The sequence below is a fragment of the Bacillus sp. SRB_8 genome, from assembly GCF_003264205.1.
Lineage (GTDB): Bacteria > Bacillota > Bacilli > Bacillales > Bacillaceae_G > Bacillus_A > Bacillus_A mycoides.
The window spans coordinates 1-6810 of record NZ_NADT01000080.1; the positions used below are offsets into that span (position 1 = coordinate 1).

Consider the following 6810-nt stretch of genomic DNA (forward strand, 5'->3'; position numbering starts at 1 on the left):
AATAAAATACTACGTGAAAAGACCGCGTTTTGTATAAAAATATACCTTAAGTTGATGGATGTGTGGTGCTACCCCTACAAGTTCTTTTTGCTTTTTATTATAAATTCGAAAGTAAACTTTTGAATTTTAGAACGGACTTCTAATATAATTTATATTCTGAATATAGTGTTCTCTAATACGGAATATATGGCAACTTAAAAATTCAGGGAACACGCTAGAAATTACACTAAAAAATATATTTCTCAATTCTAGATTAGGAGTTTGTAAATTATACTGAATGGGTATCAAAATAACCAAATTAAGGGAGAGATGAATTGATTGTTGAAATTGTATTCTACTTTACTATGTACAGTTTGAAGTTCGAAATATTGGACGTATTTTTTGCTATAGAAGGAGTGCGAACAATAATATAATTTCATTTTATAAAATAGAAAGGGTGTATTGTTATGGTAAAAAGAGATATTTCAGCAAGGGACCTTGGTGGTAAGGAAGAATCTCCATTTTTACTAAAAAAAGAAGACTGGATTAAAGTTCAAAAATACACAGGTGATGGTGCATATTTACCTGTAAATGATCGAGAGATGCGCCTTGCTTTATTAATGGGTAGCTCAGCAACACTTCCAGATTTTAAAGAGTTATATACTGTTCATACAAGTATTAAAGGTCATTGTGGAAACTGGAACGATAATACCTACAGAGAAGTTCTTACTGTTGCGAATCAAATTGTCAATTATTCAAGAAGAGCAAAGGTCTACTATCAACCCTTAATTGGTTATTTACCAGATATTTTAGATGGGGATACGGTGGCGTTAGAACAGTTCAAGAAAATTTGTGCCAGGTTAGCGAATGAAGCGAAAGAATTTGGGGACCACGCTAAAACATTAGCGGATGCCGTTGGACAATTCGCTAAAGATACTAAATCTGATTATACTAACTTAACAACGGTAAAAAATAAATATGATAAATTGTATGGCGATCATAGCGAAGAGGTAAAACGCCTTAGAGCTGAAGTAGAAAGCTTGCGGAAAGATCTAGAGAAATACATGGAAGAGTTCAAAGATTATGAATCTCAATCTTGGCTGTCTTTACTACTTGGCCCTGTTTTTGGTTTTGCGTTAAAGGCAATTCTCGATAGTACGAAAGGAAAAGCGTTACAAGCTAGAATTGAAGCCACAAGGGAAAAAATCAAAGCAAATGGGGAAATCATACAGCGAAATGTTTATTTGATGGCTTTACTCGATAAGGCAGATGTGGGAACCGACAAAACCCAAAAACAAATTGAGGATGCGCTTCCTGTAATTGAGAAAATCAAGGGGATTTGGAATTCTCTTCACGAAGATCTATCAGTACTATCGGAAATTGTAATGGAAGATATTCAAAATGATCCGGAATTTGCTGATTTAGGAATTGAATTGGCAATTTTACAATGGGAAGCAGTAGGTAAACAAGCGGATGATTTCCGAGTTAATGCAGATGTAGAATATATAGTTGATCAATATATTGCATAAGTACACTAAAAGTAATTAATAGAACCGAACAAATAGAATAAACCTATGTGTTATCTCAAATAAATCAGTTGTTTTTATTACGTAAGTTTAAGAATTGAGCAGTTACAACAAATAACTTAACCGTTAATATAGGGATAAAAGGAGCTAAAGAAACAGAGATTGAATTCTCGCTTGTGTAATATTTAACTTCTTTTGTCCCTAATTTTATGTAGATGGGGGAAATACATGTTAGCCCATAAAGTGGATTATAAAAAACTATATGAAGAATTGTTGAATAATCAGCATATCCCAGGAACTTTTTACTCAAGTACTACGAAAACAAAATATGAAATTCGCAGTTTATTTGTTGATTTAGGTGAAGTATATAAGTTTATTGAGGAAAATCAACTAATGCCAAATATGATTTCGATTTTTGCAGATGTTGTTCGAATTCCTGATAAATTTAACTGTACTTTAAAAGATATGCAACTAGTTATCCGAACAAGACGTGTGGAAATTGAATCAGATGGAAAAGCAGAGATTCGACTAGATTACAAAGATGGAAGTAAGCTCGCACAATTGACGATTTATGGACTTGAGCTTTCTGGAACGTTACATGCTATTCCTATCTACAATCAAAGTTCCCCATCGCCATATCCAATAGAACTGAGAAATAAAGGCGTACGTTTGTCCGATAAAGATGGTACATTCACCAAAGAAGAAATTTCGTATGTAGTTCCTACACCTCAATTCCCAAAACTATTTATGTCTGTTTTCCAAGTAGCTTGTCTATTTTATGAATCTCAACCGGATATTGCAGCTGATCAGTTAAACTGGTTGAAAGCTTTTACAGCTCAATATAAAGATTTAAGTTCATTGTGTATACAAAGCACTGCATTACTTACCATTTTAACTGCTAACTATGGTGAGAATACGTTTGTTCCACTTCTGGATAAAGATCTTTATAGGGATGAAATTAATGCTTTCTTGGCGGCAGCACAACATTTTGAGGAACAATATCACCGTTACTTAGATAAAAACCTAGCAATTGCAGATCGAAAAGCAGCAGCTACTCTTATGCTCCAGCATGAACAGGATACATTGTTATTTAAAGAAACACTAATTAATCAAGCAAAAGATAATCTGAGAAGTGCTCAAAATGCTGTTGAATCATCTTTGTATCAATTCGAAAAACAGCAACATGTTGTAACAATAGCTAAAATTGATTTCGAGTATGGGCTTAAAAAGTATCATTATGAACAACAAATGAAAATGGCTTTTAAAATGGTGAGCGCCGTTCTCAATTTTGCAGAATCTATAGGCTCGATAATTGCTACAGGAGGGACTGCAGCACCTGGAGAAATTATCGATATAATTAACAGTTTAAAAGAAGTAATAGAAGCTGGAGGTCAGCTAGCTGCATTAGCGCAATCATTAAAAGAATGTATGGAGAAACTTAATGAATTAGTTGAATTAATTAATAAAATATATGCACTAGCTGCAGAGATATCAAAAGCATCCACGGATATGGATTTCTCAGAAGAACTCTTAAAAAAAATTCAAGAAAATGAGTGGGAACTTCCTAAAGAGGATCTGACTGGAGAGGCAACGTGGAAAATATTTCAGTTGAAAATAGCCGCTGCGTTAGAAGATGCTATTAAGAAAGAAGTTGAGGGGGCTAGAGAGTATCTACTATCATTAGATATTCTAGCTGTTTATGGTCAAACACTTGCTTCGAATCAAGTTATTATCATTCGCTGTAGTCAAGAGCTATTTCGTCTGTTGCTAGAAAAACATATTCATCAAGCAGATCTTGCGAGATTGAAAGAGTATATTAAGAATCTTGAAGGGCAAGAATCTGAAAACGAAGAAATGGAACAAAAATTATATCAACGCTATTTAGATATGAAGCAAATTCTATTTGTAGCTTTAGCAAATTATAAACATGCTTATAAGTATTGGGCTCTTCGCGATTCAGATGTAAATCCTAATATTTTAAAAGATGTATCAGAATTAAAAGTGGATGTTGCTACATTACAAAAGGACTGTATGGAGGCCTTAAAACAGTTTAGTCCACCACCTCAACCATTTCAAAATCGAACAATAGAGATTACAGATTCTAATGCTTTGAAAACCCTGAAGGAGACAAGAGAAGCTTCTTGGGAAATCAACCTAAATGATTCGTTTTTTGAAAACGAGTACCGTGTTCGACTTAAATTAATGCGAATTTGGTTAGATGGAGTTGATGCTACTTCTAAAGTACAAATACGGATCACGAATTCGGGACATTATTATGATGATTATAAAAATAAAAAGTTTCAATTTAATACAGAGCCCTTTAATCGAGGTTTTAGCTATATAGGTTCAACGATTATTACTGATGGCACGATAGCAGAGGAATTTGCTTATGATTACTTTATTCCAAATCCTTTTACAACTTGGACAATTAAAGTACAGGATGGGCCAGATCTTTCTAAGATTACAAAAATCCGAATGGAACTAGCAGGATCTCTTGTTGCTAATTACAAGAAAAAAATCCTGTCTTAAATGATTTAATGGAATCTTTTTAAAATGGAATAAGCAATTACAACTTAAAATAATTTAGAGGGGTGTTAACATGAACAATTTAGCCTTTTCTCCACGTGAATTAGGCGGGAAACATTCCCCTTTTCTCCTAACAATAGATGAATGGCGTTCATTCGCTCAATATTTGAACAGATGGATTTCAGCACCAACTAGTATCGATCAAGTCAAGGAAAGAATGTATCTCGTACTCGATGGGAAAGTCAAAAGTAATTGGGATAGACTCATAACAACTTCTACTTTTAGTAGATTAGTTGAAGAGGCAATTGCAACTAAGTTAAACGTTAGAGAAAAATGTAGGTTCTGGGACAATGGAGGACATAAAGATATACTTATCATTGCTCAAAATATTGTAGCCTTTGCGGATTTAATCTCTATTAAATATTATAATGATCTTAATCAAGTAATATCGGAAGCATTAACTGGTAAATTATCCCCCAATACAAAATCTAAATTCATAAATATATGTAAAGATCTATCTAATCACGCACAAACATATTATCAACAGTCTCAGTCTTTGGCAACATCCCTTTCCGAATTTTATTCAGAGATTCAAAAATACGAAGAAGCAGAACAAACTTGGTCATATCTGATGTCACAGTTACCACTGCAAAATTCAAATGATTTCGTTGTCGCACAAAACACGGTTGTCTATTTAGTAGCTCCAGTCATGAGTTTGATTCGGAATAAAGAGTTCGTGTTACCTGTTATTCGAAAAGTCCATAGAATATGGAGCGCTATATCTTATGATCTAAAAGAACTAGCAGATAATATTGATGATATCGAAAATTTAGAGGAGTTTATTGCTGCTTTAGAACTTGAATTGGCCTTTGAAGATTGGAAAGCAATTCGTGATGAAGCTGAAAACTTCTATAAAAACGCAATTAACATTTCTTGAGGCTAATTACTCTTATTATATAGGGTATTGCTCTATCAGCTAAACGAACAAGACTGGTTTCAGTTTTGTTTTAATTTTAGGATTTTTAGAAAGTATTACAAATGAAGACAATAAAATGAGTTTTACAAAACTAAGAAAATGTTAAACCCCTAAAAACCCGTTGTATCATGTGTATGTATTGATACAACGGGTTTTTTATATGAATATTTAACTGTCTATTTTACTAATTATAAAAAAACATGAACTCAGTTTTACTTTTTAGGTTGGCTGGGTACGGAAACAATTAGAGGAATAAACTTCCAGAGTGGCCCCTCATTCCCTGAATCGTTTCCGTATCCCATAATGAGACGTTATGTTAACCGAGTATGTATATGGTATACAAGAAAAACTTCTTTACTATCGTATTATTTAGATGGTAAAATTTAGAAAAGAGGCGAGGGTGAGTTCAGTGGAAAATTTATTTTTAATTTAAAATCTTTTATTTTGTCTTAGAAAGGTGTAGATTTTTTTGAATACAAAATTAATCATAGTAGAAGGGCTTCCTGGCTTTGGGAAATCCACCACTGCAAACTTGCTTTACGATATTCTAATTGAAAAAAATATTGACGTTGAGTTATTTCTTGAAGGGAATCCAGACCACCCTGCTGATTATGATGGGGTATCTTGTTTTGATAAAAGTGAATTCGAAAGTTTGTTAGTGAATAGTGGTGATTTTAGGGAAGTAATTAGTGATAGAGTCACGAAGCGAGGAAACAATTATTTATTGCCATATAAAAAAATTAAAAATGAATACAGCTCTAATTTTCCTGAAAGTTTATTAAATATCATTTTCAAAAATGATATTTATGAATTACCGCTAGAAAGAAATATTGAATTAATAACTGAAAAATGGAGGGATTTTGTTGAAATAGCCAACAACGAAAATAAAACCTATATTTTTGAATGTTGCTTCATACAAAATCCATTAACAATCGGAATGGTTAAATATGGTGAAAAAAAAGAGAAAGTTATAAGTTATATTAATGCATTAGCGAAAATCATAGAGAAATTAAATCCAGTATTGTTTTATATAGAACAAGATGATTTGGAATTCTCATTCAGAAAGGTATTTAATGAAAGAGCAAAAGAATGGTCTGCTGGATTTATTGAGTATTATACAAATCAAGGGTATGGGAAAATGAAAGGCTATCACGGTTTAGACGGAACAATTAAAGTTTTAGAAGCAAGAAGAGATATTGAAAGAGAAATATTTGATATGTTAAATATAAAAAAGACAAAAATTGATAATTCACAGTATGAAGCTATCAAATATAAGTCAATGATAATTGAAAAATTGGAATCACTTGAATTTCTAGATTAATGTAGTGCTTTAATTAAGCAAGAAACTAAGAATTTTTAACTTCCAATAACGATAATTATGTAAATAAGCTGTCCATATGGACAGCTTATTATATTTTTTGTCTTAGCGTGTTTTTTTTTTGAAATGCTGGTGGTACTCCTATTAGGGGGCCCGCCCACATTTTAACGAAAATATACGCTAAGCAAATCTTGACATAAAATGAGCCGGATTTTCTACTCTAAGAAACATCCGGCTCTTATTCTTCATTTAGTTAGTTTGTAATTTGTTCTCTTCATATTCTTTCATTATTTTATAAAACGTATTTTTCTTGAGTTCTAACATTTCCATAAACATAACAGCAGTAATTTCGCCACTCTTCCATTTTGAATGAGTTTCTTCTATTATATTTATTTGTTGTTTGCTTAAGGTCGAAAGGTTCACTTGAGGACGGCCTAAATGTTTTCCTTGAGATTTAGCTATCGCAATCCCTTCCGCTTGTCTCT

The 6810-nt window shown here is 32.6% G+C and carries 4 protein-coding genes and 1 pseudogene; 4 read left to right on the plus strand and 1 reads right to left on the minus strand.

The features are described 5' to 3' along the window. The first annotated feature begins 446 nt into the window (after window positions 1-446). The 4 genes from B5P40_RS31405 to B5P40_RS31420 all read left to right on the plus strand — a co-directional run bounded on the left by B5P40_RS31405 (window position 447) and on the right by B5P40_RS31420 (window position 6328). Complete coding sequence (locus B5P40_RS31405) at window positions 447-1508, plus strand: alpha-xenorhabdolysin family binary toxin subunit A (protein WP_048567328.1); 1062 nt, start codon at window positions 447-449, stop codon at window positions 1506-1508. Window positions 1509-1733: 225 nt separating this feature from the next. After that, window positions 1734-4034 carry a hypothetical protein gene (locus B5P40_RS31410; protein ID WP_100248492.1) on the plus strand — a complete coding sequence of 767 codons (2301 nt, stop codon included), beginning with the start codon at window positions 1734-1736 and terminating at the stop codon, window positions 4032-4034. A gap of 70 nt (window positions 4035-4104) precedes the next feature. Next, the gene (locus B5P40_RS31415) at window positions 4105-4968 is read left to right on the plus strand and encodes a hypothetical protein (protein WP_078177333.1); all 864 of its coding nucleotides are present in this window, start codon (window positions 4105-4107) and stop codon (window positions 4966-4968) included. A gap of 508 nt (window positions 4969-5476) precedes the next feature. Beyond that, window positions 5477-6328, plus strand: a complete 852-nt coding sequence (locus tag B5P40_RS31420; RefSeq protein ID WP_078177334.1) for a P-loop NTPase family protein — start codon at window positions 5477-5479, stop codon at window positions 6326-6328. Window positions 6329-6574: 246 nt separating this feature from the next. Here B5P40_RS31420 and B5P40_RS31425 read toward each other — a convergent pair. Beyond that, window positions 6575-6810: pseudogene (locus B5P40_RS31425) on the minus strand (recombinase family protein); the annotation flags it as partial.